Below are 24,999 nucleotides of genomic sequence, written 5' to 3'. Positions count from 1 at the left end.
ACCAGTGGACCGACGCAAGGCCCGTGGCGGGACCGGCACGGGCCTCCCGGCCGTCGTCAGTTGCATTTGCAACCAAAACCGTCCGGACGGTACACTAACGGAGTCCTGACGGGGCGCGTGTCCATCCCGCGTCCCGTCTCGTCTGCCCCACGTACCACCCGCCGTCGACCTGGTCCGGCTCGAAGTCCCAGGAGTCCGCCGTGTCCGCACTGCTCACCAGCCCCGTCGCCACCCGCGTCACCGGCAGCCGCGCCCGACGGTTCCTCGCGCTCGCCGTGCTCATGCTGCCGGTCCTGCTCATCTCGGTCGACAACACCATCCTGAGCTTCGCGCTGCCGTCGATCAGCCGCGCGCTGAACCCGGACGCGACCACGCAGCTCTGGATCGTGGACGCGTACCCGCTGGTGCTCGCCGGTCTACTCGTCGTGATGGGCAGCATCGGTGACCGCATCGGCCGTCGGCGGATCCTGGTGATCGGTGCGACCGGCTTCGCCCTGTTCTCGGTGGCCGCGGCGTTCGCGACCGACGCGTGGATGCTCGTCGCGGCCCGGATCGCGATGGGCGTGTTCGGCGCGATGCTCATGCCCGCGACGCTGTCGATCATCCGCAACGTGTTCGTGGACGCGGGGGAGCGGCGGATGGCGCTCGCCGTCTGGTCGACGATGTTCGCGGCCGGCAACGCGCTCGGCCCGCTCGTCGGCGGCGCGCTGCTCGCGCACTTCCACTGGGGCAGCGTGTTCCTGGTCGCGGTGCCGATCCTCGTGCTCATGCTCGTCGGCGTGCCGTTCTGCGTGCCGGAGTCCCGCGACCCGATGCCCGGGCCGGTCGACCTGCCGAGCATGTTCCTGTCCCTCGGCGCGCTCGCACCGATCGCCTGGGCGATCAAGTCGGTCGTGCACCCCGAGGAGCGCGGCCTCGCGATCGCCATGCTCGCGGTCGGAGTCGTCTGCGGCATCGCGTTCGTCCGTCGGCAGCTGCGGTCCCGCACGCCGATGCTCGACCTGCGCCTGTTCCGCAGCACGGCCTTCACCGGCAGTGTGCTGATGAACCTGGCGGCGATGTTCTCGCTCACCGGGTTCCTGTTCTTCATCGCCCAGCACCTGCAGCTCGTGGCCGGGCTCGACCCGTTCGCGTCCGGCATCGTGCTCATCCCGGGGTCGGTCCTGACCATCGTCGCCGGGCTCGCGGTCGTGCCGATCGTGGCGCGCGTCGCCCCGCGCTGGGTCGTGTCGGTCGCGCTGCTGTTCTCGGCGGCGGCGTACGCCCTGGTCGCGCTCCTCGGACACCACGCCTCCATCGCCGCCCTGGCGTTCGCGTTCGTGCTGCTCGGCATCGGGATCGGGGCGTCCGAGACGGTGACGAACGACCTCATCATCTCGACGGCACCGGCGGACAAGGCGGGCGCGGCGTCGGCGATGTCCGAGACGGCGTACGAGATCGGCGCTGTGCTCGGCACCGCGGTGCTCGGCACGATCCTGGCGACGACCTACCGGGCGCACGTCGTGGTGCCCGACGGGTTGTCCTCGGCGGCGCACGTCGCGGCGCAGGAGACCCTCGGCGGTGCGGTCGCCGCTGCGGGCCAGCTCGGCGGCAGCGCCGGGCAGGTGCTGCTCGAGTCGGCGCGGGCGGCCTTCGACTCCGGCGTGACGATCACGGCGGGTGTCGCCGCGGTGCTCATGGTCGTGGCGGCCGCGGGTGCGCTCGTCATGCTCAAGCGCCGCTGAGCGGCCGCGCGGGCGCCGCGCGCCGCGCTGCGCCGCGAGCGTCGCTGCGCTTCGTGAGCAGGAATGGTCGGGTCGCCGTGCGTGACCCGACCATTCCTGCTCACGAAGTGCCCGCCACGGCGCGCCCGGCCACGCCCGAACCTGTGAATCGTTGACCTCAACCAGGGTTCAGGTCATACGTTGGGTGGCAGCCGCCGAGTGACGGCAGCCCCTCCCGAAGGAACGACCACGATCACCATGCCCGACGAAGCACCGGCAACCATCGCCGACGCGTACAAGTCCGCCTTCCGCGGGCACCCTGCCGGCGTCGCCGTCATCACGGCCGAAGGCCCCGACGGACCGACCGGCCTCACCGCCTCGAGCGTCGCGAGCGTCGCCGTCGACCCGCCCGTCCTCGTCTTCTCGCTCTCGACGAACTCCGGCTCGGCCGGGGTCGTGCTCGGTGCGCCGCTGTTCGTCGTGCACCTGGTCGACTCCCTCGGGGTCGCACTCGCGAAGCGCTTCGCCTCGACCGGCAGCCCGGCGGCCGACGACCCGATCTGGGGCACGTTGCCGTCCGGCGATCGCTACCTGCCGAGTGCGGCGAGTGCGCTCCGCTGCCGACCGCTGTCGACGACGCCCATCGGCAGCTCGACCGTCGTCGTGGCCGAGGTGCTCGACATCATCGTCGGCGCCGACCGCGGCGAGCCGCTGGTCTACCACAACCGGGAATTCCACTCCCTCACCGATCGTTCCCGGCTCTCGTGAGCCGCGGAGCCGCGTCCACAACCCACTGATCGAAAGGACCTCACATGGCTGAGTACACCCTGCCGGAACTGCCGTACGACTACGCCGCGCTCGAGCCGCACATCAGCGGCAAGATCATGCAGCTGCACCACGACAAGCACCACCAGGCCTACGTGACCGGTGCCAACACCGCGCTGCAGCAGCTCGGTGAGGCCCGTGAGTCCGGCAACTTCGGCGCGATCAACAAGCTCGAGAAGGACCTCGCGTTCCACCTCGGTGGCCACGTGAACCACTCGATCTTCTGGACCAACCTCGGCCCGGACACGAAGGTCCCCGAGGGCGAGCTCGCCGCGGCGATCGACGAGTTCTTCGGTTCGTTCGAGAAGTTCCAGGCGCAGTTCGCCGCCGTCGCGAACGGCATCCAGGGCTCCGGCTGGTCCGTGCTGGCCTGGGACACCGTGGGCCAGAAGCTCACCACGTTCCAGCTCTTCGACCAGCAGGGCAACATCCCGTTCGGCCTCGTCCCGATCTTCATGCTCGACATGTGGGAGCACGCCTTCTACCTCGACTACCTGAACGTCAAGGCGGACTACGTCAAGGCCGTCTGGAACATCGTCGACTGGGAGAACGTCGCCGCTCGTTTCGAGAACGCGAAGTCGCAGCGGTTCGTCACGCTCTGATCCGCGTCGGCGGGTCACCACGGTGACCACCTGACGAACGGGAGGCACGGTGCCAGCTGGCACCGTGCCTCCCGTTCGTGGTCCGGGTCACGTTCCGGGCCGTGCGCCGTCCCCGTGTCCCGTCGCCGGGTACGCGAGCGGTCCGCGATCGCGTTCGCGCGTGCGCTCAGCGCGCGCGGTCTGCGGCGGCCGTGCTGGCTGCCAGGTCGTGGGCGATGCGACGCAGTGCGGCGTCGGCATCGGTGTGCGCGCCGTCGACGAGCGCGCCCCACTGGGCTCCGCGAGCGGCCATGACCGTGTGCTGGGCCGCACGTTCGGCGAGGACGGGGTCGGCGCCGTGTGCTCGGCACCAGGCGCGGATGGCGGCGACCTGGCAGCGGTGCGCGCGGCGCTGCCGGTCACGCCCGTCGAGGGACTCGACCGACCCGAGTTCGAAGGTGAGCCGTGCGGCCAGCGCACGGTGCGGGTCGTCGAGCCCGCCGAAGGTCGCGACCAGGTGATCGGCGAGGGCGTCCGTGTCGGCGGCGGGGTCGAGCGCGGGTGTTCGGTGCGAGGTCGCGAGGTGCTCGACGACGGAGTCGATCAGGGCGTCGCGGGAGCCGAAGTGGTAAACGACCGGGTAGGCGCTCGTGCCGAGTACGCGGCCGAGGCCCCGGACCGTGACGTCCTCGATCTTGGTCTCGACGAAGTGGTCGACGACCTTCTCGAGGATCGCGGGTTTGCGGGTGGGGTCGGGCTTCCTGGGCATGGCATCTCCGTCGTCGGGGCGGTGGTCGCGCGACCGCCCACATACTAGCAGCCGGTATATCAGTGACACCATTGGTCGTTGTGTGCGATCTCTCCTGGAAACCTCCGTTTTCACCGATAGAAACGGAGAAAAACTCGGCTCCGGGTAGACTGTTGCGGATGTCCATGCCGTACGAGGGCGCTCTGCCGCCGTCACGGCCCGAGGGGACCCGCGCCGGACGGGTGGTCGCGGGCCGTCGTCGCGGCGCCGGAAAACGCTTCCTGGTCGTCGGCGACGTCCTGGACGGCGTCCTCGTGCACACCACCGCGCACCGGATCGGAGTGCACGACCCCGCTGCGGAGATCCGCCACCGGCCGACCGGTGCCGGTGGCAACACGGCCACGTGGCTCGGCTGGCTCGGGGCCGAGGTCGACGTCGTCGCCCGGGTCGGAGTCGACGACGTGTACCGCCACGAGCGCGCGCTCGAGGACGCCGGGGTCCGCGCCCACCTGCGGTACGACGCGATGACGTCCACCGGGGTCGTCGTCTCGGTCCGCAACGACCACGGTCGCACCGCGATGTCGGACCCCGCCGCGAGCGGGAAGATCAGCGCCGCCGACGTCCCGCCGTCGGTGGTCGCCCGCGCCGACATCGTGCACCTGACCGGCGCGGCCATGCTCGGCGGTGGTGCCGACCGGCTCGCCGACCTCGTGGCGTGCGCCCGGACGGGCCCGGCGCGCGTGGCGGTGGACCCATCGTCGGTGGCGGTGATCGAGACGATCGGTGCCGACCGGTTCCTCGATGCCCTGCGGGGCGTCGACGTGCTCTTCCCCGACCAGCACGAGGCGCTCGCCCTCGCCGGGGGTGACGACCTCGACGCCGCGGTTCGTCGGCTCACCGAGCACGTCCCACTGGTCGTCGTCACGGCCGGGGCCGACGGCGCGCTCATCGGGCGCCGGGGCCGCAGCGTCCACCGGGTCCCCGCGACACCGGCGACCGTCGTCGACACCATCGGCGCCGGGGACGCCTTCGTCGCGGGGTTCGTCCGTGCGTGGGCGACGGATCCGGTCCGCGTCGGTGCTGCAGCCCGCGAGGGTACCCGGGTCGCCGCGCGGGCACTCGGCTTCGTGGGCGGTCGACCGCCGGTCTGAGCTGACGGGTACCCGCGTGGTGCCGTCGGGTCAGCGCTCCGACGGCTCAGCGACGACGTTCAGGGTCTGGATGCGCCCCGCGGCGGCGGGCGCGAGCCGGATCTCGACGCGCAGTCGCCCGCAGGTGCCGGGGAGCCACCAGCGCAGGTGCGACGGTGCCGCCGAGTACTCGGACACCGGTGCGGCACCGAGGTCGGCGCCGACGTCCGCGACGGCCTGCGCCACCGCCCGCCGCCGTCGGTCGTACGGCACGTCCATCGCCACGTTGGGCGTGCAGATCGCGTCCGCCAGGTCGTCCCGCCAGTCGGCCAGGAGGCGCGTCACGGCGGCCTGGGCGGCTCGCGTCGCGCGGGTGGTCGTCACCACCCCGGTGCTCGGTCCGGTCACGTCGGCGTCGGCTTCCGGCGCGTCGGATGTGTGGGCCGTCAGCGCCGCGTCGAGCACGAGGTCGTGCGCCTGCTGCGCGGCCGCGGAGACCTTGGCCTGCGTGGCGTTCTCGAACGCGACGACCCCGAGGCCGTCGCGCACGGACCACCGCATGTGCGCGGAGAAGCCCGGGTAGCCGCCGGAATGCGAGACGAGCTCGCCGAAGCGGTCGTCCTGCTCGACGAACAGCCCGAAACCGTACGCCGTCGCGCGGGCCGAACCCGGGACGACGGACGACGGGACGACCCGCATCGCCTGCTGCATGAGCCGGCGGTCAGCGGGGGAGACCGGGCCGGGTTCCGGCGCGGCGGAGAACGCCGAACCGAGGTGTGTCGCCCAGCGCGCCAGGTCACGCACGGTCGAGAAGAGCCCGCCGATCGACGAGAAGGCACCGGGGCCGGTCATCGGCAGGGGTTCCCAGTCGCCCTCGTGTCCGCGGACACCGGTGACCACGAAGCCGGTCGACTCGGCGGCGCTGAACACCGTGTCGGTGAGGCCGAGGGGGCGGAGCACGATCTCACTGGCGGCAGCGGTGAAGGGCTGCCCCGTCACGGCGGCGACGACCCGGCCGAGCAGCGCGTAGCCGAGGTTCGAGTAGGCGAAGCGGGTGCCCGGCAGCGAGTCGAACAGCAGACCGCCGCGCAGGACCTCGTCGAGCTCGGCGTCCGAGATCGACTCCTGCCGGTCGGCCCAGGGATCGTCGGTGGGGAACCCGGCCGACATCGTCAGCAGCATCCGCACCGTGGGGACGGGGGAGTCCGGGGTCGGCAGGGTGACGGCGCAGAAGGCCGGCACGAAGTCGGTGATCGGCGCGTCGAGGTCGAGCGCACCCCGGGCGACGAGGGTCAGCAGGGTCGCGGCGGTGACGCTCTTGGTGCAGGAGGCGATGCGGTACACGGTGTCGGCGTCCGGTCGCCGGCCGTCCCCGCGGTCGCCGTGCCCGCCGGACGCGACGAGGCCGGAGCGGTCGAACACGCCCCACACGCTGCTCGGCGCGATGCCCTGTTCGACGCGAGCACGGAACAGCTCGTCGACCTGGTCGACGACCGCAGCGATCGCGGGGTGCGACCCGGTCACGAGCGCCGCATCCGTTCGTAGGCGTCGAGCGCCCGCTGCCGCGACGCCTTCAGGTCGACCATCGGCTCGGGCCGCAGCTCGTCGGCGGGGACCCAGCGGTGGACGTACTCGCGGTGCGGGTCGAAGCGCTCGAGTTGCCGATCGGGGTTGAAGACCCGGAAGTACGGGGCGGCGTCGAAGCCGGAGCCCGCGACCCACTGCCAGTTCGCCGCGTTGTTGGCGGGGTCGGCGTCGACCAGGGTGTCCCAGAACCACTGCTCCCCGACGCGCCAGTCGACGAGCAGGTTCTTCACGAGGAAGCTGCCGGCGGCCAGCCGCACCCGGTTGTGCATGGCGCCGCTGTGCCAGAGCTCGCGCATGCCCGCGTCGACCAGGTCGAAGCCGGTCAGGCCCTGCCGCCAGCGGTCGAGCTCGGCCGCTTCCGGATCACGCCACGGGAACGCGTCGAAGTTCCGTCGGACGTTGACGGTGGCGATGTCGTCGCAGTGGAAGTACTCGTTCCAGTTGAACTCGCGCCACGCCAGCTGCCGGAGGAACGCGGCGGCGTTCTGGCGCTGCGCCGGCTCGAGCCGCTCGTGCAGGCGGTGCCACACCTGGTACGGGCTGATCTCGCCCCACCGCAGGAACGGCGAGAGGCTGCTCGTGGCCTCCATCGCGGGTTCGTCGCGCTGGTCGTAGTCCTCGAGCGCGTGTTCGACGAAGTGCTCGAGCTGCTGCTGCGCGCCGTGCTCGCCCGGGGTCCAGGCGTCACGGAGGCCGCCGGCCCAGTCGGGCTTCGTCGGCAGCAGTGCCCAGTCGGCCAGCGCATCACCCGTGACGTCGGCCGGAGCGGGCAGGTCGTCGGGGTCGGGCAGGGGGTGGCGCGGTTCGGGCAGCGCCTGGACGGCGTTCCAGAACGGGGTGAAGACCTTGTACGGCTCGCCCTGCCCGGTGAGCACGGTCCACGGTTCCCAGAGCAGGTTCGCGGCGAAGCTGTGCGCCTCGACGCCACGGTCGTGCAGGGCCGTCTTGATGCCGGCGTCGATGTCCCGCTCGACGGCGCCGTACCGACGGTTCCAGTACACGGCGTCCGCACCGGTGTCGGCGACGAGCTGGTCGATCGCCGTCGCCGCGGCACCGCGCCGGAGGACCAGCCGGGAACCCCGCTCGCGCAGGTCGGCATCGAGGGCGGTCAGGGACTGGTGCAGCCACCAGCGGCTCGCGGCACCGATCGGACGGAGCCCGGGGGACTGCTCGTCGAGGACGACCACCACCGTGACGTCGCCACCGTGGTCGATCGCCGCACGGAGCGCCGGGTTGTCCGACAGCCGCAGGTCGTCACGGAGCCAGACGATCGCGCCGGTCACACCGTTGCCGCATCCGCAGCGGCCACCGGGCGGGCCGTCGACCGCCGGCTCGGTGCCGTGCCGACCGCCAGCCGGAGCTTCGTGCAGAGTTCGGTGAGGGTGCGGAGTTCGGGGTCGGACAGTCCGGCGCCGACCTGCTGCGCGATGCTCGCCGCGTGCTGCACGGCGACCTGGCGGTAGACGTCGAAGCCGTGCGGGGTCAGCGCCACGATCACGCCGCGGGCGTCGGTGGGGTCCGGCTGCTTCTCGACGATGCCGCGGGCGAGCAGCCGGTCGACCAGGCGGCTGACGCTCGGCTGGGTGAGGAGCAGGTGCCCGGTGAGGTCGCGCATCCGGCAGCGGCGGCCGGGCTGGGTCGACAGGTTGAAGCAGACGTCGTACTCGTTGAACGAGATCTCGTCGCCGGGGAAGTCCGCGTTGAGACTCCGCATCACGGCGACCTGGGCGCGGAAGAGCGCTTCCCAGGCGGCGACGGCGGTCGCCTTCTCACTGCGGCGTGTCTCGCTCACGTTCGCGTTCCCTCCGGTCGTACGGTCTGACCACACTACCGACGGGGTCCGACAGGAGCCGGGCGACATGCACGAGGGCCGGCCGCCTGTCGGCGACCGGCCCTCTCCCTTGCACCAAGAGTTTCCTGCAATCACATTCCACAGGCGGTGCCACAGCAAACACCGTCTGCACCACCGACTGTATAACGAAGCGGTAACGGCGCGCCAGCCTCTCCGGGGCCGGTTCGCTGCGAGTTCACCAAGAGCAGCCGATCAGGCTCAGAAGAGGTCGGGCGACGGGGTCGACGCGTACCGCACGGCGACGTCCGCGTGCCGGTCGAAGCGGTATCCGACGCCGCGCACGGTGCGGACGATCTCCTCGAACGCGCCGAGCTTGGAGCGGAGCCGACGCACGTGCACGTCGATGGTGCGCTCGTTCGGGGTCTCGTCCTCGCCATCCGACCAGAGGCCCTCGATGATCGCGGAACGGTCGACGGTCTGGCCCTCGCGGAGGACCAGGAACTGCAGGAGTTCGAACTCCTTGTAGGTCAGGGGTGCCGCTTCGCCGTCGAGGGTCACGCGCTTCCGCGAGATGTCGATGACGACGCCGGTCTCCTCGGGCTCGGGCTTCTCGGCCTGCTTGCGGGCGGCCACCGCGGAGCGGTCCTGCAGGGCGAGCCGGACGACGTCGACGTCCCGGCCACCGGAGTGCTCGGCGGCGACGGCGACGGCTGCATACGTCTCGGACGACGGGACGAGCTGCGCGGTGAGGGCCTTGAGCTGCTCGACCACCGCGGCCAGGGTCGTGCCGGCGGCGGCGGCCTTCGCTTCGTCGATGCCGACGTACAGGGCGAAGCCGCGGGCCTCGGTGCCCTCGGGGAGTGCGCGGTTCCGCTGCGGTGCGACCACGGGGCTCGTCGGCACGGTGGTCGGTCCGGTCGCCACCGGGGAAGCCGGGCGCGGACGGATCGGGGTGACGGTGCCGAGGTCGGTCGGGGCCGGTGCGGAGCGGAGCGCGGTGCGGGGCTGGGCGATGGTGAGCGACATGGTGGTTCTCCGGGCGGTGTGGCCGGTGCGCGGGTGGCGCGGCGGCCGGTGTCGAATGCGTCATCCCGGGTGCGGCGGTACGCCGATGTGCCCTGCGGTCCTGCTGCGGACCGGGGCCGACCCGGGGGAACGGGAGACAGACCTCGTGACGTGGTGCGCGTCGCCGACGGTGTCCGTCACCCGGGGATCACGCGCTCGCGACGGGGGTGGTGTCGCGGGGGATCCGGCTGGAACGGGTGCCGATCAGGCACACATTCGACAACGCATGACCGGCATGGTCGGCATCATCACGCCGACGGTCCCCACTGCCCCTGCGGAGGAGCACGCCTCGGAGAGGACGCGGGTGGACACGGTTGCAGTCATGTGACGAGTATCTGCGGTATACCAACGCGGTGTCAACCGTCCGCGCGGACGGTGCGGTGGGCGCGACCGCACGGACGTCGAGCGCCACGCCCGTTCTTTCCCATTGCGCACGCTATGGAAGGTGGAATCGGGCGTACCGGGTGGAAAGAACCGACCGGGTACGCCCGGAACGACCTGGTACGCCCGGTACGCCCGGAACGGGCGGGTACGCCCGAATCGACCTGGTACGCCCGGAACGGGCGGGTGCGGTGGGCGCGACCGCACGGACGACAGGAGGCGCGGTGCCAGCTGGCACCGCGCCTCCTGTCCGAGAAGTGGCGGGTCTGCGCTACTCGGCCAGGCCGTAGAGCCGGTCGCCGGCGTCGCCGAGGCCCGGGACGATGTACCCGTTCTCGTCGAGCTTCTCGTCGAGCGCACCGAGGACGATCGAGACGTTGCGGTCGCCGACGGCCTGCTCGACCATGGCGAGCCCCTCGGGGGCACCGAGGATGCACACGCACGTGATCTCCTGCGCACCGCGGGCGAACAGGAAGTCGATCGCGGCGGCGAGGGTGCCACCGGTGGCGAGCATCGGGTCGAGCACGAAGCACTGCCGCCCGGACAGGTCGTCTGGCAGGCGCTCGGCGTAGGTCTGCGGCTCGAGCGTCTCCTCGTTGCGGGCCATGCCGAGGAAGCCGACCTCGGCCGTCGGGACGAGCTTGACCATGCCCTCGAGCATGCCGAGCCCGGCGCGGAGGATCGGGACGACGAGCGGCCGCGGCTTGGCGATCGCGACGCCCATGGTGTGCGCCACCGGCGTGTCGATCGGCGTCGCCGTGACCCGGACGCCCCGCGTGGCCTCGTACGCGAGGAGCGTGACGAGCTCCTCGGTCAGGGCGCGGAACGTGGGGGAGGGCGTCGTACGGTCGCGGAGCACCGAGAGCTTGTGGGTGATGAGCGGGTGGTCGGCGACGTGGACTCGCATAGGGTCGAGCCTAGCGTGCCGTCGACCGTCAGGAGGTCCCGTGGAGGAGCCCGCAGCCCGCCCGTTCGTCCCGGCGATGGAGCGCGCGCTCGACGAGGCTCGACGGTGCCAGGAGACCGACGACGTCCCGGTCGGCGCGGTGGTGCTCGACCGCGACGGCGTCGTGGTCGCCACCGGCCGGAACGAGCGCGAGGCGCGGCAGGACCCGACGGCCCACGCCGAGGTCCTGGCGCTGCGTGCTGCGGCGGCGGTGACGGGGGACTGGCACCTCGAGGAGCACACGCTCGTGGTGACGCTCGAGCCCTGCCCGATGTGCGCCGGCGCCGTCATGGCCGCACGGGTGCCCCGGGTCGTGTTCGGCGCGTGGGACCCGAAGGCGGGCGCCAGCGGCAGCGTCTACGACATCGCCAGGGACCGCCGGCTGCCGCACCGCTCGGAGGTCATCGGCGGCGTGCTCGAGCAGGCGTGTGCCGAGCTGCTCGACGACTTCTTCAGTCCGCGGCGAGGATGACGATCGCCTCGGTCGGCGGCTGCGGCCCGGTGCGCAGGACGTCGGGTTCGACGTAGATCACCCGGGCGATCGGCACGGCGTTCCGGACCCGCTGCTCGACGGTGTCGATGCCGGCGGCGACGTCACCGAGCCGGCGGTCCCCGTCGACGGCGACCTTCACGCCGACCATCAACTCGTCCGGTCCGAGGTACAGGGTCTTCAGGTGGATGATCGCGTCGACCTCGGGGCCGTCGAGCACCGCCTGCTTGATGCGCTCGACGTCGGCGGCGGTCGCGCCCTCGCCGACGAGCAGGCTCTTCGTCTCGATGCCGAGCACCACGGCGACCGCGATGAGCAGCGCCGCGATGAGCATCGTGCCGATCGCGTCGAACACCCCGTTGCCGGTGATCGCCGTCAGGCCGACGCCGAACAGGGCGAAGACCAGGCCGAGCAGGGCCGCGGTGTCCTCGAGCATCACGACGGGCAGCTCGGGGGCCTTCGCACGGCGGACGAACTGCACCCAGCTCTGCGAACCCTTCTGCGGTCGGGCCTCGTGCAGCGCGGTGCGGAGCGAGAAGCCCTCGAGCCCGATGGCGATGACGAGCACCACGAGGGGGAGCCACCAGTTCTCGAGCGGGTGCGGGTGGGCGAGCTTCTCGATGCCCTCGTAGAGCGAGAAGACGCCGCCGACCGAGAACAGGATGATGGAGACGACGAACGCGTAGACGTAGCGTTCACGCCCGTAGCCGAACGGGTGCTCCTGGTCCGCCGCTCGCCGGGCCTTCCGACCACCGAGCAGCAGGAGGAGCTGGTTCGCGGAGTCGGCCAGGGAGTGCACGCCCTCGGCCAGCATCGACGCCGATCCACTGATCGCCGCCGCGATGAACTTCACGATCGCGATGCCGATGTTGGCACCGAGTGCGGCGAAGATCGCCTTCGTGCCTCCGGAAGCGCTCACAGCTGTCCCCTTCTCGTGGTCTGCGACACGATCCTAGGCGGGTGGCGTCGGTAGGGTCGGGAGCATGACGATCGACCTGCCCCGCACCGCCCTGCTCGGCGTCGGCTCCATGTCCGGCGCGGTCCTCGACGGCCTGCTCGCCGCGGGACTCGACCCGGCCACCGTGACCCTCACCACGAAGTCCGAGGCGTCCGCTGCTGCCCACCGGGAGCGCGGCCTCGTCGCGACCGCGAGTGACACCGACACCGACGCCAACCGGTCGGCCGTCCGTGGTGCGGCCCTCGTCGTCGTCGGCGTGAAGCCGTACATGATCGCGGACCTGCTCGACGAGGTCGCCGACGACCTGGAGCCCGGCGCCGTCCTGGTCAGCGTCGCCGTCGGCACCACCACCGCGAGCATGGAGACACGGGTGCCCGCCGGCGTCCGCGTCGTCCGTGCCCTGCCGAACACCCCGATCGGCGTCGGCCACGGCGTCACCGGCATCAGCGCGGGCACCTCGGCCGACGCCGAGGCCGTCGCACTGGCGTCGTCGGTGTTCACCGCCTCGGGCGAGGTCATCGAGATGCCGGAGTCGCAGCTCGACGCGCTGTCCGCCGTGTCCGGTTCCGGTCCCGCCTACGTCTTCCTGCTGATCGAGCAGTGGCAGCGTGCCGCCGAAGAGCTCGGGTTCACCCACGAGCAGGCGGCGACGATGGTGCAGGGCACCGTCCGCGGCGCGGTCGAGCTGCTCGAGCGGTCGGGCCGTGAGCCCGCCGACCTGCGCCGCGCGGTGACGAGCCCGAAGGGCACGACGGAGCGGGCCGTCGCGGTGCTGCAGGACGCGGACCTGGCGGACACGCTGCTGCGCGCGTCGCGTGCCGCGATCGCGCGTGCCGAGGAGATCGCCGCGTCGTAGACGCACACCGCGTCGTGGACGCAGCCACAGTGCGGACGGGAGGCCCGGGGCGACGCCGCCACGGGCCTCCCGTCCGTCCGGTGGTCGTTACTCGTACGCGGCGAAGCGCTCCAGGTCGGTCTCGGAACCCGAGACGATGATGACGTCGTCCTCACCGATGACGCTGTCCGGCGTCGCCGGCACGAACGGGCTGCCGGGCGGCTTGATGCCGAGCACGGTCAGGCCGAAGCGGGTGCGGATCACGGTGGTGGCGAGGTCCTTGCCGCGGACCGCGCGCGGCGGGAACATCTTGACCACGGCGAAGTCGTCGTCGAACTCGATGAAGTCGAGCATCCGGCCGGAGACCAGGTGTGCCGTGCGCTCGCCGGCCTCGCGCTCGGGGTAGACGACGTGGTTCGCGCCGATGCGGGACAGGATCGTGCCGTGCGAACGGCTGATCGCCTTCGCCCAGATCTGGGGGACGCCGAGGTCGACCAGGTTCGCCGTGATGAGCACGCTCGACTCCAGGTCACTACCCGTGCCGACGACGGCGATGGCGAAGTCCTGCGCGCCGATCTGCCGGAGCGCGTCGATGTCGGTCGCGTCCGCCTGCACCGCGTGGGTGACCCGGTCGGACCACTTCTGCACCAGCCCGGCGTCGGTGTCGACGACGAGCACCTCGCGGTCCTGGCGCTCGAGCTGGCCGGCGGTGGCGGCCCCGAAGCGACCGAGCCCGATGACCAGGACGGGGGCGTCGTGACTGATGGCACCGTGCTGGTGCGACGAACGGGTGCGGTCAGCCAACGATCGGCCTCTCCTCGGGACGGCGGAACAGTTGCCGGCTCTGGCTGGCGGCCAGGGCAGCGGCGATGGTCACTGTACCGACCCGGCCGAGGAACATGGTGGCGGCGAGCACGTACTTGCCCGGTTCCGGCAGGTCCGCGGACACGCCGGAGGACAGTCCACTGGTCGAGAACGCCGAGATCACCTCGAACAGCACCCGGTCGAGCGAGTCGTCGGTGATCTGCAGGAGCACCACGGTCGCGACGGCCACGATCGTCGCTCCCCAGAGCACGATGGCCACCGCGACCCGCAGGACGTCGCTCGGGATCCGGCGACCGAAGGCCTCCATGCTCTGGCGACCGCGGGCCTCGGCGACCGCGGCCAGGAACAGCACCGCGAGGGTCGTCACCTTGATGCCGCCGGCCGTCGAGGCGGATCCGCCACCGATGAACATGAGCATGTCCGTGACGAGCAGGCTCGAGCCGTTGAGCTGGTCGAAGTCGACGAGCGAGAAGCCTCCCGAGCGGGTCATCGTCGACAGGAAGAGTGCCTGGAACGCGGTGCGCCCGGCTCCTTCTTCGCCGAAGGTCGTCGGGTTCGACGCCTCGAGGGCGGTGTAGACGACCGCGCCGCCGAGGAGCAGGATCGCGCTCGTCGCCAGGGTGAGCTTGACGTGGATCGGCCAGCGCCGCGGGGTGCGCAGCTGCTTCGTCAGGGCACGGATCACCGGGAACCCGATGGACCCCGCCACGACACCGATCATCAGCAGCGTCAGGAACCAGTAGTCGTGGGCGAACGGGTCGAGGCCGTCGGCGTTCGGTGAGAACCCGGTGTTCGTGAAGGCCATCGCCGCGTAGTAGAAGGAGTCGCCGACCGCGGTCCAGAACGGGATGCCGGCGATGAGCACCGACGGCAGGAGCAGCAGGCCGAGGACGATCTCGATCGACAGCGTGCTCACCGCCACGGTCGCGAGCAGGGTGCCGACCTCGCCGAGCCGGACGGCCTGCCCCTCGGGCACGGCGCCGTGGTGGGTGCGGAGCGGGTTCGAGTCGCCGGCCGCCATGAGCTTGGCGCGCAGGCCGAGCTTGCGGGTGACGAACAGGCCGAGGATCGACGCGAAGGTCAGGACACCGACGGCTCCGATCTGGGTGCCGATGACCACCAGGACCTTGCCGAACACCGACCAGTGCGTCGCCATGTCGACCGTGGACAGCCCGGTGACGCAGACCACCGACGCCGCGGTGAACAGGGCGTCCGCGAAGTGGGTGCTGCTGCGGTCCGCGGTGGCCCAGGGCGTCATGAAGAGCACCGTGAACAGGAAGATCAGCGCGATGAACACGACGATCGCCAGTCGGGACGGCGACGAGCGCAGCACCGTCGCGATCCGGCTCGCTCGCCGTCGGCCGACACTCACGTGGTGCGGGATCGGCTCGGTTCGGTCGAGCATGCGTATGCCTCCGAGGACATGGGCCGGGACGGTTCGTCATGGTACATCCGTGGTGCCCCGGCTAGCCTTGCCCCATGGCCGACATCTTCTCCGTCGTGGCGGACCCGACCCGGCGCGAGCTGCTCGGCACGCTGTTGTCCGCCTACGGATCGGACGTCACCGGCGGGGAGCTCAGCGTCGGCCAGCTGGTCGAACGCCTCGGGGTCAGCCAGCCCACGGTGTCGAAGCACCTGCGCGTCCTGCGCGACATCGGGCTCGTCACCAGTCGCGAAGAGGGGCAGCACCGCTACTACCGACTCGACCCGGAGCCGCTCGTGCACCTCGAGGACTGGGTCCTGCCGTTCACGGGCGCGGTCGACGCCGACGGCACCCCGGCCACCACCGCGTGGACGCCGGACGGCCAGCCGGTGTCGATCCGCCGGAACGGCACGGCCGGCAAGGCGACGGTGGAGGTGGGCACCGAGCTCGGTCGTGTGATGGCCGAGGCGTCGTACCGGGCGACCGCGGCGATCTCCGGCGCGCAGCAGGGCTGGGAGCGCGTCGTCGACCGCAGCCGCAAGCGCTTCACCCGCCGGGGCGACGAGGACTGAGCCCTGCCGCTCGGGCTTCCGAGGACGGGGCGGCGCCGGTGCACGCGGCGCGGACTGATCCTGGACACCGGGTCGCACACGCCTCTACAGTTGCCACTGACCACACAGGTCACACCACTCCCGTGCGCAGCGCGCGTGCGAGCCCCGAAGGCGGACCATGACCGGCAGTTTCGACGACGTGCGCTTCCTCACCGTCGCTGAGGTCGCCGAGATGATGCGCGTCTCGAAGATGACCGTGTACCGGATGGTGCACGCCGGTGAGCTCCCCGCCATCCGCTTCGGCCGTTCCTTCCGCGTCCCCGAGTCAGCCGTCGCCGACGTGCTGCGCGGTGGCGTGGCGGACGTCGGCTGAGCGCGCGTTCGACATCCCAGCGGGCAGCCGGTAGACTCGGGCAGGTTGATTTTCCGCGGTCTCTTCGGCCCGGTGTCCGTACATCAGCATCAGTCCGAGCGAGGTCCACATGGGTTCTGTCATCAAGAAGCGTCGTAAGCGCATGGCGAAGAAGAAGCACCGCAAGCTCCTTCGCAAGACGCGTCACCAGCGACGCAACAAGAAGTAGACCCTCACAGGTCTGCGCAGGTCGGAGGACCTGCACGAGAAGCCCCGGTTCGCCGGGGCTTTCGCGTTCCCGGACTACGCTGGGACCATGCCCGCAGTGACGTTCCTGACGAAGCCCGGATGCCACCTCTGCGACGACGCCCGACCCGTGGTCGAACGCGTCGTCGCCGACCACCCGGGGGTCACCCTGCAGGAACGCTCGATCCTCGACGACGACGCCCTCCGCCAGGAGTACGCGGAGGACATCCCCGTCGTGCTGATCGACGGGCGCGTCCACAGCAACTGGCACGTCGACGCCGACCGGCTCGCACGTGCGCTCGAGAAGGCCGAGGCCCGCGCATGATCTCCCACGTCGTCTCCTGGTCCCTGCGGACCGACCTCGACCGCACCGCGTCGATCGCCCGCATCCGCGAACTCCTGACCGGTCTGGTCGGAACCGTCGAGTCGATCCGGTCGCTCGAGGTCGTCGAGAACGTCGCCTACCCGGACAAGAACCACGACGTCGCCGTGGTCGCCAGCTTCGACGACCTCGCCGGACTCGACGCGTACCAGGTGCACCCGGAGCACCAGGCCGCGGCAGCGGAGATCCGCGAACTGGTCACGGCGCGGGCCGCCATCGACTGGCAGAGCTGAGCCGAGCCTCCCGTCCCCCGGCGCTGCGTGCGCTGCGTGCGCTGCGTGCGCTGCGTGCGTCCAGTGAGCAGAAAAGGTCGCCTCCGATTTCCGGAGGCGACCTTTTCTGCTCACTCGCTGGTGACTACGGGGTCAGGCGCGTCGGGCCACGGAACAGGTAGGTGACCTCGCGGATCGACGGCTCACCGAGCATGAGCATCAGCACGCGTGCGAGGCCCATGCCGAAGCCGCCGTGCGGCGGGACGCCGTAGCGGAAGAAGTCGAGGTACCAGCCGAGCTCCTCCGGGTCGAGGCCCTTCTCGACGGCCTGCGCCTCGAGCACGTCGACGCGGTGCTCACGCTGGGCACCCGTGGAGATCTCGGCACCGTTGAAGATGAGGTCGTAGCTGTTGGTGACCGACGGGTCGCCCGGCTTCCGCATGTGGTAGTACGGCCGGATCGAGGCGTCGTACTCCGTGACGAACACGAACTCGGAGCCGTGGTGCTCCTTCGCCCAGGCGGCGACGCGGCGCTCGCCCTCGGGGTCCAGGTCACCGTCGGCGCGGACGACGTCGTAGCCGCTGTCGGCGACGATCTTGCGCGCGTCGGCCAGGGTCACGCGCGGGAACGGCGTCGCAGGGACCTGCAGCTCGAAGCCGAAGACCTCCGCGATGTCCTTGCCGTACTTCTCCTTGACGGCGGTGATGCCGGCGACCAGGACCTCTTCGTGCATCGCCATGACGTCCTCGTGGGACTCGATCCACGAGAACTCGGCGTCGACGCTGGTGAACTCGGTGGCGTGGCGGCTCGTGAAGGACGGGTCGGCGCGGAAGGCGTCCGCGATCTCGAACACGGCACCGAAGCCGGCCGGCTGCGCCATCTGCTTGAAGTTCTGCGGCGACTGGGCCAGGTAGGCGGTCGTCTCGAAGTACTCCAGCTGGAACAGCTCGGCGCGCGACTCGGATGCCGACGCCATGAGCTTCGGGGTGTGGATCTCGATGTAGTCGCGGTCGACCCAGTACGTGCGGAACGCGTGCTCCAGCGTCGTCTGGATCCGGAAGATCAGGTTCTGCTTGCGGTTGCGCAGGTCGAGGAAGCGCCAGTCGAGGCGCTTGTCGAGCGACGAGTCGTCGGCGATCGGGGTCTCCGGGATCGCGGCGCTCACCACCTGCAGCGCACCGATCTTGACCTCGAGCCCGCCGAGCTTCACGCGCTCGTCGTGCTTCAGCGTGCCGGTGACGTGCACGAAGGTGCCGTGCGCCAGGCCGGAGATCTCGTTGGTGGTCGCGAAGGCGGACTGTGCGGCGTCGTCGCCGTCCTCGGCCTCACGCGTCGCCGGGTTCACGAGCTGGACGGCGCCGGTCTCGTCGCGCAGCACGACGAACTGCACCTTCTTCTGGTCTCGGACGGTCTCGACCCATCCGGCCACGGAGACGGGACCGTCGGGGAGGGCTGCCAGGTCGGCGATGCGGGTGCGTTCGATCACGGTGGTCGAGTCTAACCGCCTGCGTCCGGGGGCGTGGGCAGCAGGGTTCTTCCCTCCACAGGGCCGCCTGCGTCCGGCGTTCTCCACCGATAGCCGGGAGGCCCGTGGCGGCCTGCGTGGGATCCGTAGCGTTCTCGACGTGGCCGGGTCGCGGGACGAGAGGGGGACCGGGTGGGGACGGAGACGGGGGAGCTCGCGGCCTGGCCGCCTGCGGCGGTCGCGGTGGTGGTGGCTGCGCTCTGCACGGCGGCGTTCACGCTGCTCGTGGCGGTCGTCGGTGGGCTGTGGGCGGTCATCCGGTGGCGGCGGGACGTCGCGCGGGAGCAACGGGACCGCTACTGGGCGCGGTTGACCGTGGTGTTCGACCTGATCACCGCGGCGGAGGTCGGGCGTCGCGAGATCGGCCGGAACCTGGCACAGGCGATGTACGACATGCAGAAAGTGCCTGCCGGAGAAGAACCCGCTGCAAGGGTGTTGGCGGAACTGTTCATCGAGAAGAGGAGACAGTGATGACGACTCGTCTGCGCCGTGCCTGGCGAGAGCTGGTGCGGAAGGAAGACACGGTCCCCTCGGAGCGGCCGTACATCGGTCCTGCGCCCGGCGAGAGCATGTGGGACTGGGCGCAACGTGGGGCGATCGACTGGCAGCTCCACGTGGAAGAGGGGGAGCTCAAGCTCGAACTCGAGCGGCAGCGCATGCGCGCCAGGGTGCTCGCCGAGGACACCGCGTCGTCAGGGGAGCGACGCGCGGAGTGATCCGAGCGTGCCGATGAACTCCTCGGCCATGCCGGCCCGCTCGACGAGCTTGGCGTGGCGGGCACGGGCGTCCTCGAGGTACGCGTCGAGGCGGGCTGCCAGCGCTGGTTCGTCATCGGGGTCCTTCGTCGCGAGGGCGTCGACCACGCGGAGCAGCTCGGCCATCTCGTCGAGCGTGAACCCGAGCGGCTTCATCCGGCGGATCACGAGCAACCGTTCGAGGTCCTGCGCCGTGTAGACCCGGAAGCCGCCGGTGGTGCGGCCGCTCGGCACGAGCAGCCCGACCTCGTCGTAGTGCCGGATGGTGCGCAGGGACATGCCGGCGCGGTCGGCGAGCTCGCCGATGTGCATCGTGTCGGGGGCGTCGCTGGTGCTCACGGCGTACGACTCTACCCTCACGTGAGGGTAGAGTTCCGATCGATGTCCGTGATCACACACGCGCCGACGGCCCCGAGCGTCCTCGCCGCCCTCCGCTCGCCCCGCATGCTCACCCGAGAGGTCCTGGCCGGCATCGTCACCGCGCTGGCCCTCATCCCCGAAGCGATCTCGTTCTCCGTCGTCGCCGGGGTCGATCCCGCGGTCGGCCTGTTCTCGAGCGTCGTCATCGCGATCGTGATCTCGATCGTCGGCGGTCGCCCCGCGATGATCTCCGCCGCAGCCGGCTCGGTGGCGCTCGTCATCGCCCCGCTCGTCCGGGAACACGGGATCGAGTACCTGGTGCCCGCGATCGTCCTGGGCGGCGTGTTCCAGCTCGTGCTCGGGTTCCTCGGGGTGGCACGGCTGATGCGCTTCATCCCGCGCAGCGTCAACGTCGCGTTCGTGAACGCCCTGGCCATCCTCATCTTCACCGCCCAGCTGCCGAACCTGCTCGGCGACGACGTGCCGTTCATCGTCTGGCCGTTGACGGCGCTCGGCATCGCGATCATCGTCGGCTTCCCGTTCCTGACGAAGGCGATCCCCGCACCGCTCATCGCGGTCGTCGTCGTCACCGGCATCACGATGGTGTTCAGCGTCGCCGTGCCGACGGTCGGCGACGAGGGCGAACTGCCGACGGCGCTCCCGGGCTTCGGCGGCATCACGACGCCGTTCACGTTCGAGACGCTGCAGATCATCGCCCCGTACGCGTTCGGTGTCGCGATCGTCGGGCTGATCGAGACCCTGCTCACCGCGCAGCTCGTCGACTCCATCACCGAGACGGGCTCGAGCAAGTGGCGCGAGTCGTGGGGTCAGGGCGTCGCGAACATCGCGTCCGCCTTCTTCGGTGGGACCGGCGGCTGCGCGATGATCGGCCAGACGGTGATCAACGTGAAGACCGCGGGTGCCCGGACCCGCGTCTCGACCTTCGCGGCCGGTGTCTCGGTGCTGGTCCTGACGATCGTGCTCCACGACCTCGTGGCCCAGATCCCGATGGCGGCACTGACGGCGGTCATGCTCATGGTCTGCGTCGCGACCTTCGACTGGCACAGCATCCGACCGCGCACCCTCCGACGGATGCCGCTCGGCGAGACCGCGGTCATGCTCGTCACCGTCGTGGTGGTCGTCGTGACCGAGAACCTCGCCACCGGGGTGCTCGTCGGCGTGGTCGTGGCGGCCCTGGTCTTCGCCCGACGGGTGGCGCACGTGGTGACCGTGGTGCGCGAGCCGGTCGACGACCGCACCGTGCGGTACCGGGTCCGCGGGGCGCTGTTCTTCGCCTCGTCGAACGACCTCGTCACACGGTTCTCCTACGCCGAGGACCCGGAGCACGTGATCATCGACCTGGCCGACGCCCACGTGTTCGACGCGTCCACGGTCGCGGCGCTCGACGGGGTCGAACAGCGGTTCGCGAAGCACGGGTCGACCGTCGAGGTGGTGAACCTCGACACGGGGTCGATCGCGCTGCACGGGCGGCTCTCCGGTGAGCTCGGCGGCTGAGTGCTTCCGCATCCGGTGAATCACCTGAGGGGGCGGTGGGAACCGCGGGCGACCTACACTGGAACCCATGCCCGCGACCCGTCTCCACCTCGTCCGGCACGGAGAGGTGCACAACCCGGGCCGCGTCCTCTACGGCCGGCTCCCGGGCTTCGGGCTGAGCGACCTCGGCACGCGGATGGCGCAGGCCTCCGCGACCGCCTGGAAGGACGCCGGCATTGACGTGCGTCGGATCGTGGCGTCCCCGCTGCAGCGCACGCAGGAGTCCGCTGCGCCCTGGTCGGCCGCCTACGGGCTCGACGTGACGCTCGACGAGCGCCTGATCGAACCGACGAACCGCTACGAGGGGCAGCCCCCCGGGTTCACGAAGCGCTCGCTCGGCCGCCCGGCGGAGTGGCCGTGGATCGCGAACCCGCTGCGTCCCAGCTGGGGCGAGGCGTACGAGTCGATCGCCAACCGCATGCTCGCGGCGATGACCACGGCGTGGGAGAGCGTGGACGAGGGCGACGTCGTCCTGGTCAGCCACCAGCTGCCGATCTGGATGGTCCACCGGAAGCTCGCGGGGGAGCCCCTGTGGCACGACCCGCGCAAGCGCCGCTGTGACCTGTCGAGCATCACCACCGTCGAACGTGTGCCCGCCACGTCGACCGGTCGGTTCACCGAGGTCGGGTACGCGGACCCCGCGCAGGAACTGCGCGCGACCGCCGTCGACGAAGGAGCAGTGTGAACAGCACGAAGCGTGCGCGCGTCATCAGCAAGCGGTTCGCGGTCCTCGCAGCGACGGCCGTCGCAGCCGTGCTCGTCCTGTCCGGCTGCTCGTCGGACAGCGGCGGCATCGCGAAGCAGTACGGCAACGGCACGACCCAGAACTACATCTCCGGTGACGGTGCCGTGACCGAGGTCTCCGCGAAGGACCGCACCGACCCGGTCACCTTCCGGGCCGAGGACTCGAACGGTGACACGGTCTCGTCGAAGGACCTCCGCGGCAAGGTCGTCGTCCTGAACTTCTGGTACGCCAGCTGCCCCCCGTGCCGTGCCGAGGCGAAGTACCTCAACAAGGTGCACGACGAGTACGCCGACGCCGACGACGTCGCGTTCATCGGTGTCAACGTCCGCGACGAAGCAGCGACCGCGGCCGCCTTCGAGCGCACCTTCGACGTGCAGTACCCGACGGTCCTCGACCAGCGCACGGGCACGATGCAGCTCGCGATGTCCGGGCAGATCGCACCGAACGCGGTGCCGGCCACGATCGTCCTCGACACGAAGGGCCGCGTGGCCGCCCGGGTCCTCGGCGCGATCGACGGCACGAGCATCCTGCAGACCCTGGTCAGCGACGAGCTCGACGCCGGCAAGGCCTCCTGACCCGTGACCTCCAACCCCTTCGCCGACGCGATCCTGAGCGGCCAGATGGCCGTGGCGCTGCCCGTGGCGGCGCTCGCCGGGCTCGTGTCGTTCCTGTCCCCGTGCGTGCTGCCGCTGGTGCCGGGGTACCTCGGGTACGTCGGCGGTGTCGCCGAGGGCGGGCAGCGTCGGGGTCGTGTGGTGCTCGGCGTGCTGCTGTTCATCGCCGGGTTCACCGCGGTGTTCGTGGCGTACACGACGGTGTTCGGCGCGCTCGGCTTCTGGCTCGTGCGGTGGCGCGACCTCATCACGCAGATCCTCGGGGTCGTCGTGATCGCGATGGGCCTGGTGTTCGTCGGTCGGTTCACCTTCCTGCAGCGCACCATCAAGCCCAGCTGGACCCCGGCCACCGGGCTCCTCGGCGCCCCCCTGCTCGGCATCGTGTTCGGCCTCGGCTGGACCCCGTGCCTCGGCCCGACCCTGGCGGCCATCAATCTGCTCAGCGTCCAGTCGGGCAGCGCCTGGCAGGGCATGTGGCTCGGGGTGGCGTACTGCCTCGGGCTCGGCATCCCGTTCGTCCTCGTCGCCCTCGGCGCCGGCTGGGCCACGGGGGCCATCGCGGCGGTGAAGCGTCACATGCGCACCGTCAACATCATCGGAGGAGCGATCCTGATCGTCATCGGTCTGCTCATGGTCACCGGTATCTGGTCGGCCGTCATGTCGAGCGTCGGGGCGGTGATCCAGAGCTTTGTCCCCGCGGTCTGACCTGAACGAGCACATCCCGACGGGCGCAGGCGACGGAGCCGACAGCGCCTCCGACCCGCAGCGACCGTCCGACCACGTCGACGGCTCCGGCCCGACCGACGGCGGCATCAACCAGCCGAAGCTCGGCTTCGTCGGGTACCTCCGGTTCTTCTGGCGGCAGCTGACGAGCATGCGCACGGCGCTGTTCCTGCTCATGCTGCTCGCCCTCGCGGCGATCCCGGGCTCGCTCGTCCCACAGCGCACCGCCGACCCGAACGGCGTCGTGCAGTACAAGGCGGACCACCCGCAGCTCTACCCGGTCCTCGACAAGCTGCAGGTCTTCGACACCTACACCTCGGTGTGGTTCTCCGCGATCTACCTGCTGCTCTTCATCTCGCTCATCGGCTGCATCGTGCCCCGCACGAAGCACCACTGGCAGGCACTGCGGACCCGTCCGCCGAAGACCCCCGCGCGCCTGACGCGACTGGCGGGCTTCCGCACGGTGGCGGTGCAGCCGGACGCGATGATCGACGGGACGACCGGGATCGACGCGACCACGGGCCTCCCGTCCGCCGAGCACGCGGTGACGCGCGCGATGGCGATCCTGAAGCGGTCCGGGTACCGCGTCGAGCGGTTCGGCGACTCGGTGAGCGCGGAGCGCGGCTACCTGCGCGAGACCGGCAACCTGGTGTTCCACGCCGCCCTCGTCGGGGTGCTCCTGGCAGTCGGTGTCGGCGGTGGCTTCGGCTTCACCGGTCAGCGCCTGCTGGTCGAGGGGCAGACGTTCTCGAACGTGCTCGGCTCGTACGACTCGTTCAACCCCGGTCGCTGGTTCCAGCAGACCGACCTCAAGGGGTACAACCTCCGGCTCGACAAGTTCGTGACGAAGTACGAGGAGCGCAACCTGGACGCCCTCGGGCAGGCGCTCGACTACTCGGCCACCGTCACGAGCACCGAGAAGGGCGGCGAGCCGAAGACCAGCCGCCTCGGTGTGAACGATCCGCTGCACGTCGGCGGTACGAACGTCTACCTGCTCGGCAATGGCTACGCGATGCAGGTCACGGTGCGCGACGGCGACGGCAACGTGGCCTTCAAGGACGTCGTGCCGTTCCTGCCGGAGGATGCGAACTACACCTCCACCGGCGTCATCAAGGTGCCGGACGCGAAGCCGGACCAGCTCGGCATGGTCGGGTTCTTCTACCCCACGGCATCGAAGCTCGCGAGCGGCGCCTACTCGAGTGCCTACCCGGACACCCAGAACCCGCTGCTGACGCTGCAGGTCTACACGGGCGACCTCGGGCTCGACAGCGGAGTCCCGCAGAGCGTGTACACGCTCAGCACCAAGGGGCTCGACCAGATCGCCGGTCGGCAGTCGGACACCGCGAGCATCGCGCTGAAGCCCGGCCAGACGAAGAAGCTCCCGGAGGGCGCCGGGTCGATCACGTTCGACGGCGTCAAGCGGTACGTCTCCCTCGACGTGCACCACGACCCCTCGCAGCTCTGGGTGGGCGGGTTCGCCCTGCTCTCCACCCTCGGCCTGCTCACCTCGCTGTTCGTCCCGCGCCGCCGCGTCTGGGTGAAGGTCGTCCCGCGCAAGGACACGGCGGGCGGCGAGTACGACCTCGAGTACGCCGGACTCGCACGCGGCGAGGACCCGAACCTCGAACGGGCCGTCGCGGACATCGCACAGCGCCACACGTCGGACCTCGGAGTTAGGATGCCCCAGTGAA

General features: G+C 70.8%; 29 protein-coding genes. 18 read left to right on the top strand and 11 right to left on the bottom strand.

The window, feature by feature from the left end:
• Positions 1-200 precede the first annotated feature (200 nt).
• The 3 genes from DEJ11_RS12840 (at position 201) to DEJ11_RS12830 (ending at position 3,130) form a co-directional block, all read left to right on the top strand.
• A complete protein-coding gene (locus tag DEJ11_RS12840; protein WP_111103639.1) occupies positions 201-1,724 on the top strand; it encodes an MFS transporter in 1,524 nt (507 codons plus the stop codon).
• A gap of 237 nt (positions 1,725-1,961) precedes the next feature.
• Positions 1,962-2,471: a flavin reductase family protein gene (locus DEJ11_RS12835; RefSeq protein ID WP_027466322.1), complete on the top strand. Its 510-nt coding sequence runs from the start codon at positions 1,962-1,964 to the stop codon at positions 2,469-2,471.
• Between the two features lie 44 nt (positions 2,472-2,515).
• On the top strand, positions 2,516-3,130 hold the full coding sequence (locus DEJ11_RS12830; RefSeq protein WP_027466323.1) for a superoxide dismutase: 615 nt from the start codon (positions 2,516-2,518) through the stop codon (positions 3,128-3,130).
• Between the two features lie 166 nt (positions 3,131-3,296).
• On the opposite strand, the gene DEJ11_RS12825 is transcribed toward DEJ11_RS12830, so the two are convergent.
• Positions 3,297-3,878: a TetR/AcrR family transcriptional regulator gene (locus DEJ11_RS12825; RefSeq protein WP_111103638.1), complete on the bottom strand. Its 582-nt coding sequence runs from the start codon at positions 3,876-3,878 to the stop codon at positions 3,297-3,299.
• Positions 3,879-4,036: 158 nt separating this feature from the next.
• On the opposite strand from DEJ11_RS12825, the gene DEJ11_RS12820 reads away from it, so the two are divergent.
• Positions 4,037-5,008 (top strand): carbohydrate kinase family protein, encoded by a 972-nt coding sequence (locus tag DEJ11_RS12820; protein ID WP_084741377.1) that lies wholly within the window; start codon positions 4,037-4,039, stop codon positions 5,006-5,008.
• A 30-nt stretch (positions 5,009-5,038) separates the two neighbouring features.
• On the opposite strand, the gene DEJ11_RS12815 is transcribed toward DEJ11_RS12820, so the two are convergent.
• The 5 genes from DEJ11_RS12815 to upp all read right to left on the bottom strand — a co-directional run bounded on the left by DEJ11_RS12815 (position 5,039) and on the right by upp (position 10,719).
• Positions 5,039-6,511 carry a serine hydrolase domain-containing protein gene (locus DEJ11_RS12815; protein ID WP_181440834.1) on the bottom strand — a complete coding sequence of 491 codons (1,473 nt, stop codon included), beginning with the start codon at positions 6,509-6,511 and terminating at the stop codon, positions 5,039-5,041.
• Positions 6,508-7,857, bottom strand: coding sequence for a cryptochrome/photolyase family protein (locus tag DEJ11_RS12810; protein WP_111038123.1), 1,350 nt, complete (start codon positions 7,855-7,857; stop codon positions 6,508-6,510). Before DEJ11_RS12810 ends, DEJ11_RS12815 begins: the two co-directional genes overlap by 4 nt.
• Entirely contained in the window at positions 7,854-8,366 is a 513-nt protein-coding gene (locus tag DEJ11_RS12805; protein ID WP_171907864.1) for a MarR family winged helix-turn-helix transcriptional regulator, read from the bottom strand. Before DEJ11_RS12805 ends, DEJ11_RS12810 begins: the two co-directional genes overlap by 4 nt.
• 258 nt (positions 8,367-8,624) lie before the next feature.
• Positions 8,625-9,392: a winged helix-turn-helix domain-containing protein gene (locus DEJ11_RS12800; protein ID WP_111103635.1), complete on the bottom strand. Its 768-nt coding sequence runs from the start codon at positions 9,390-9,392 to the stop codon at positions 8,625-8,627.
• A gap of 691 nt (positions 9,393-10,083) precedes the next feature.
• Positions 10,084-10,719, bottom strand: coding sequence for a uracil phosphoribosyltransferase (gene upp, locus DEJ11_RS12795; protein ID WP_071406290.1), 636 nt, complete (start codon positions 10,717-10,719; stop codon positions 10,084-10,086).
• Positions 10,720-10,795: 76 nt separating this feature from the next.
• Here upp and DEJ11_RS12790 point away from each other — a divergent pair, with 76 nt between their 5' ends.
• Positions 10,796-11,230, top strand: coding sequence for a nucleoside deaminase (locus tag DEJ11_RS12790; RefSeq protein WP_111103682.1), 435 nt, complete (start codon positions 10,796-10,798; stop codon positions 11,228-11,230).
• Here the strand turns inward: DEJ11_RS12790 and DEJ11_RS12785 are convergent.
• Entirely contained in the window at positions 11,211-12,167 is a 957-nt protein-coding gene (locus DEJ11_RS12785) for a cation diffusion facilitator family transporter (RefSeq protein ID WP_111038120.1), read from the bottom strand. The two genes, DEJ11_RS12790 and DEJ11_RS12785, sit on opposite strands and share 20 nt — an antisense overlap.
• 64 nt (positions 12,168-12,231) lie before the next feature.
• Here DEJ11_RS12785 and proC point away from each other — a divergent pair, with 64 nt between their 5' ends.
• Positions 12,232-13,062: a pyrroline-5-carboxylate reductase gene (proC, locus tag DEJ11_RS12780; protein WP_111103634.1), complete on the top strand. Its 831-nt coding sequence runs from the start codon at positions 12,232-12,234 to the stop codon at positions 13,060-13,062.
• 87 nt (positions 13,063-13,149) lie between these two features.
• Here the strand turns inward: proC and DEJ11_RS12775 are convergent, their stop codons facing one another.
• Both DEJ11_RS12775 and DEJ11_RS12770 read right to left on the bottom strand, forming a co-directional pair.
• Positions 13,150-13,845, bottom strand: a complete 696-nt coding sequence (locus DEJ11_RS12775; protein WP_217499818.1) for a potassium channel family protein — start codon at positions 13,843-13,845, stop codon at positions 13,150-13,152.
• Positions 13,838-15,271, bottom strand: coding sequence for a TrkH family potassium uptake protein (locus DEJ11_RS12770; RefSeq protein ID WP_071406293.1), 1,434 nt, complete (start codon positions 15,269-15,271; stop codon positions 13,838-13,840). The genes DEJ11_RS12775 and DEJ11_RS12770 overlap by 8 nt, the downstream gene beginning before the upstream one ends.
• A 74-nt stretch (positions 15,272-15,345) precedes the next feature.
• Between DEJ11_RS12770 and DEJ11_RS12765 the strand changes: the two genes are divergently transcribed.
• From DEJ11_RS12765 to DEJ11_RS12745, 5 genes are all read left to right on the top strand, one after another.
• Positions 15,346-15,861 carry an ArsR/SmtB family transcription factor gene (locus DEJ11_RS12765; RefSeq protein WP_051596885.1) on the top strand — a complete coding sequence of 172 codons (516 nt, stop codon included), beginning with the start codon at positions 15,346-15,348 and terminating at the stop codon, positions 15,859-15,861.
• Between the two features lie 157 nt (positions 15,862-16,018).
• Entirely contained in the window at positions 16,019-16,213 is a 195-nt protein-coding gene (locus DEJ11_RS12760) for a helix-turn-helix domain-containing protein (protein ID WP_017888579.1), read from the top strand.
• 109 nt (positions 16,214-16,322) lie between these two features.
• Complete coding sequence (locus DEJ11_RS12755; RefSeq protein ID WP_003792170.1) at positions 16,323-16,421, top strand: 30S ribosomal protein bS22; 99 nt, start codon at positions 16,323-16,325, stop codon at positions 16,419-16,421.
• Between the two features lie 87 nt (positions 16,422-16,508).
• Complete coding sequence (locus DEJ11_RS12750) at positions 16,509-16,763, top strand: glutaredoxin family protein (protein WP_071247435.1); 255 nt, start codon at positions 16,509-16,511, stop codon at positions 16,761-16,763.
• On the top strand, positions 16,760-17,053 hold the full coding sequence (locus DEJ11_RS12745; RefSeq protein ID WP_111038117.1) for a Dabb family protein: 294 nt from the start codon (positions 16,760-16,762) through the stop codon (positions 17,051-17,053). The genes DEJ11_RS12750 and DEJ11_RS12745 overlap by 4 nt, the downstream gene beginning before the upstream one ends.
• A 124-nt stretch (positions 17,054-17,177) precedes the next feature.
• Here the strand turns inward: DEJ11_RS12745 and aspS are convergent, their stop codons facing one another.
• Positions 17,178-18,518 carry an aspartate--tRNA(Asn) ligase gene (gene aspS, locus DEJ11_RS12740; RefSeq protein WP_111038116.1) on the bottom strand — a complete coding sequence of 447 codons (1,341 nt, stop codon included), beginning with the start codon at positions 18,516-18,518 and terminating at the stop codon, positions 17,178-17,180.
• Between the two features lie 171 nt (positions 18,519-18,689).
• Here aspS and DEJ11_RS12735 point away from each other — a divergent pair, with 171 nt between their 5' ends.
• Both DEJ11_RS12735 and DEJ11_RS12730 read left to right on the top strand, forming a co-directional pair.
• Positions 18,690-19,028, top strand: coding sequence for a hypothetical protein (locus DEJ11_RS12735; protein WP_111046777.1), 339 nt, complete (start codon positions 18,690-18,692; stop codon positions 19,026-19,028).
• Positions 19,028-19,273, top strand: coding sequence for a hypothetical protein (locus DEJ11_RS12730; protein ID WP_111103633.1), 246 nt, complete (start codon positions 19,028-19,030; stop codon positions 19,271-19,273). Before DEJ11_RS12735 ends, DEJ11_RS12730 begins: the two co-directional genes overlap by 1 nt.
• Here DEJ11_RS12730 and DEJ11_RS12725 read toward each other — a convergent pair.
• Positions 19,250-19,624, bottom strand: coding sequence for a MerR family transcriptional regulator (locus DEJ11_RS12725; RefSeq protein ID WP_071406340.1), 375 nt, complete (start codon positions 19,622-19,624; stop codon positions 19,250-19,252). The genes DEJ11_RS12730 and DEJ11_RS12725 overlap by 24 nt on opposite strands.
• Before the next feature lie 69 nt (positions 19,625-19,693).
• Here DEJ11_RS12725 and DEJ11_RS12720 point away from each other — a divergent pair, with 69 nt between their 5' ends.
• From DEJ11_RS12720 to resB, 5 genes are all read left to right on the top strand, one after another.
• Positions 19,694-21,187 (top strand): SulP family inorganic anion transporter, encoded by a 1,494-nt coding sequence (locus DEJ11_RS12720; RefSeq protein WP_111029374.1) that lies wholly within the window; start codon positions 19,694-19,696, stop codon positions 21,185-21,187.
• A 67-nt stretch (positions 21,188-21,254) separates the two neighbouring features.
• Entirely contained in the window at positions 21,255-21,911 is a 657-nt protein-coding gene (locus DEJ11_RS12715) for a histidine phosphatase family protein (RefSeq protein ID WP_071406299.1), read from the top strand.
• Positions 21,908-22,546 (top strand): TlpA family protein disulfide reductase, encoded by a 639-nt coding sequence (locus tag DEJ11_RS12710; RefSeq protein ID WP_111103632.1) that lies wholly within the window; start codon positions 21,908-21,910, stop codon positions 22,544-22,546. Before DEJ11_RS12715 ends, DEJ11_RS12710 begins: the two co-directional genes overlap by 4 nt.
• Before the next feature lie 45 nt (positions 22,547-22,591).
• Positions 22,592-23,290, top strand: coding sequence for a cytochrome c biogenesis CcdA family protein (locus DEJ11_RS12705; protein WP_071247888.1), 699 nt, complete (start codon positions 22,592-22,594; stop codon positions 23,288-23,290).
• Complete coding sequence (gene resB / locus DEJ11_RS12700; RefSeq protein WP_228513215.1) at positions 23,274-24,998, top strand: cytochrome c biogenesis protein ResB; 1,725 nt, start codon at positions 23,274-23,276, stop codon at positions 24,996-24,998. The genes DEJ11_RS12705 and resB overlap by 17 nt, the downstream gene beginning before the upstream one ends.
• Position 24,999: the final 1 nt, after the last annotated feature.

Source organism: Curtobacterium sp. MCLR17_058 (genome assembly GCF_003234705.2).
Classification (GTDB): domain Bacteria; phylum Actinomycetota; class Actinomycetes; order Actinomycetales; family Microbacteriaceae; genus Curtobacterium; species Curtobacterium flaccumfaciens.
The sequence above is the reverse complement of the archived record's forward strand: the minus strand, read 5'-3'. Positions and strand labels throughout refer to the sequence as shown.

Coding starts and splice junctions, on each gene's coding strand:
- DEJ11_RS12835 (WP_027466322.1), top strand. CDS start 1,962: ATGCCCGACGAAGCACCGGCAACCATCGCCGACGCGTACAAGTCCGCC.
- DEJ11_RS12725 (WP_071406340.1), bottom strand. CDS start 19,624: ATGCACATCGGCGAGCTCGCCGACCGCGCCGGCATGTCCCTGCGCACC.
- DEJ11_RS12765 (WP_051596885.1), top strand. CDS start 15,346: ATGGCCGACATCTTCTCCGTCGTGGCGGACCCGACCCGGCGCGAGCTG.
- DEJ11_RS12825 (WP_111103638.1), bottom strand. CDS start 3,878: ATGCCCAGGAAGCCCGACCCCACCCGCAAACCCGCGATCCTCGAGAAG.
- upp (WP_071406290.1), bottom strand. CDS start 10,719: ATGCGAGTCCACGTCGCCGACCACCCGCTCATCACCCACAAGCTCTCG.
- DEJ11_RS12720 (WP_111029374.1), top strand. CDS start 19,694: ATGTCCGTGATCACACACGCGCCGACGGCCCCGAGCGTCCTCGCCGCC.
- DEJ11_RS12830 (WP_027466323.1), top strand. CDS start 2,516: ATGGCTGAGTACACCCTGCCGGAACTGCCGTACGACTACGCCGCGCTC.
- DEJ11_RS12755 (WP_003792170.1), top strand. CDS start 16,323: ATGGGTTCTGTCATCAAGAAGCGTCGTAAGCGCATGGCGAAGAAGAAG.
- DEJ11_RS12750 (WP_071247435.1), top strand. CDS start 16,509: ATGCCCGCAGTGACGTTCCTGACGAAGCCCGGATGCCACCTCTGCGAC.
- DEJ11_RS12760 (WP_017888579.1), top strand. CDS start 16,019: ATGACCGGCAGTTTCGACGACGTGCGCTTCCTCACCGTCGCTGAGGTC.
- DEJ11_RS12745 (WP_111038117.1), top strand. CDS start 16,760: ATGATCTCCCACGTCGTCTCCTGGTCCCTGCGGACCGACCTCGACCGC.
- DEJ11_RS12820 (WP_084741377.1), top strand. CDS start 4,037: ATGTCCATGCCGTACGAGGGCGCTCTGCCGCCGTCACGGCCCGAGGGG.
- DEJ11_RS12730 (WP_111103633.1), top strand. CDS start 19,028: ATGACGACTCGTCTGCGCCGTGCCTGGCGAGAGCTGGTGCGGAAGGAA.
- DEJ11_RS12715 (WP_071406299.1), top strand. CDS start 21,255: ATGCCCGCGACCCGTCTCCACCTCGTCCGGCACGGAGAGGTGCACAAC.
- DEJ11_RS12705 (WP_071247888.1), top strand. CDS start 22,592: ATGGCCGTGGCGCTGCCCGTGGCGGCGCTCGCCGGGCTCGTGTCGTTC.
- DEJ11_RS12800 (WP_111103635.1), bottom strand. CDS start 9,392: ATGTCGCTCACCATCGCCCAGCCCCGCACCGCGCTCCGCTCCGCACCG.
- proC (WP_111103634.1), top strand. CDS start 12,232: ATGACGATCGACCTGCCCCGCACCGCCCTGCTCGGCGTCGGCTCCATG.
- DEJ11_RS12770 (WP_071406293.1), bottom strand. CDS start 15,271: ATGCTCGACCGAACCGAGCCGATCCCGCACCACGTGAGTGTCGGCCGA.
- DEJ11_RS12790 (WP_111103682.1), top strand. CDS start 10,796: ATGGAGCGCGCGCTCGACGAGGCTCGACGGTGCCAGGAGACCGACGAC.